At 71.2% G+C, this 1,352-nt stretch carries 2 protein-coding genes; one reads left to right on the plus strand and one right to left on the minus strand.

Going from position 1 to position 1,352, the window contains the following annotated elements; genetic code table 11:
• Nucleotides 1-852: class I SAM-dependent methyltransferase (locus tag L0P92_RS44450; RefSeq protein WP_308289826.1), on the plus strand; the 852-nt coding region annotated here is incomplete at its 5' end.
• 79 nt (nucleotides 853-931) lie between these two features.
• On the opposite strand, the gene L0P92_RS44455 is transcribed toward L0P92_RS44450, so the two are convergent.
• Nucleotides 932-1,352, minus strand: a 421-nt coding sequence (locus tag L0P92_RS44455) for a bifunctional adenosylcobinamide kinase/adenosylcobinamide-phosphate guanylyltransferase (RefSeq protein ID WP_234768811.1), incomplete at its 5' end; no start/stop codon positions are given.

Genomic DNA, 1,352 nt, shown 5'->3' on the forward strand with positions numbered 1-1,352 from the left:
CCGTACGCCCCCGCCGTACGCCCCCGCGCCCGGGAGCCGCTCATGACCGCGACCGCACCCTCCGAACGACACCGCGCCGACTGCGGGTTCACCCTCGCCGCCTGCCGGGACCAGCGCTTCGTCCCCCGGCACCTACGCCTCACACGGCTGCCGTACCGCCGGCTGAGAGCCGCCGCCCGCGCCGCGCTCCCCTTCCCCGAGCCGGAGAGCTGGCTGGACGTCGGCACGGGCTTCGCCCGCTTCCCGGAGGCCGCCAAGGAACTCTTCCCGTACACGGCGTTCGACGGCCTGGACCTCACCCACCGCGTCCTGGACGCCCGCGTCGCCGAGCGGGTGGAGGAAGCCCACGTCGGCCACCTCACCGACCCCCGCATCACCGCCCGCCTGCGCGCACGCTACGACGTCGTCAGCATGTTCCGCCACCTGGAACACGCCCCGAACCCGCCCGCCGAACTCCGCGCCGCCCTCGCGGTCCTGCGCCCCGGCGGCCACCTCCTCCTCGAACTCCCCAACCCCCGCGGCCTGTTCGCCATCCTCCTCGGCAGACTCTGGATCCCCCACAGCCGCCCGGGCCATCTGCACCTGATGCCCATGGACACCCTCTGCACCGAACTGGAACGCCAGGGCTGCACGATCGTCTCGACGGACCACCGAGCCCCCCACATCCCCTACGACATCGCGGCCACGACGTCCTTGACCCTGACCCGCCTACTCCCTTCGTTCCTGGCAAGAGCGGGCGCACCTCTGGTAGCGGTCGCCTGGACCTTGGACCACATCCTGGCCCCGGCCCTACGCCGCACCCGCTATTCGAACGCGTACCGGATCATCGCCCGTAAGGAAGCGCCCCTTTAGGGGCGCGGGGAACTGCGCGACCAGCCACAACGAACCCGCAGCCGCACAACAACAATCCACGGCAGCCCCTTGGGCGAACTCACCCACGAAGCACAACCGCCTGCCCCGCCACCACCAGCACCACCTGCTCACACTCCGAGGCAAACGCAGCATTCAACCGCCCCAGCTCATCCCGATACCGCCGCCCCGACGCGGTAGCCGGCACAATCCCCGACCCCACCTCATTCGACACGGCGACAACAGTCCGCCGAGCCCCCCGCACCGCCTCCGTAAGCTCCCGCACCCGCTCCCGAAGCGCCTTCTCCCCACCCTCCGCCCACACCGCGTCATCCCAGGCCCCGACGGAGTCCATCGCATCCGTCAGCCACAAGGACAGACAGTCGATCAACAACGGCGCCCCACCCTCGGAGAGCAGCGGCACCAGATCACACGTCTCGGCCGTACGCCAAGACCCCGGCCGCCGCTCCCGATGCACAGCGACCCGCGCCGCCCACTCCGTG

It is taken from the genome of Streptomyces muensis, from assembly GCF_021474425.1.
Lineage (GTDB): Bacteria > Actinomycetota > Actinomycetes > Streptomycetales > Streptomycetaceae > Streptomyces > Streptomyces muensis.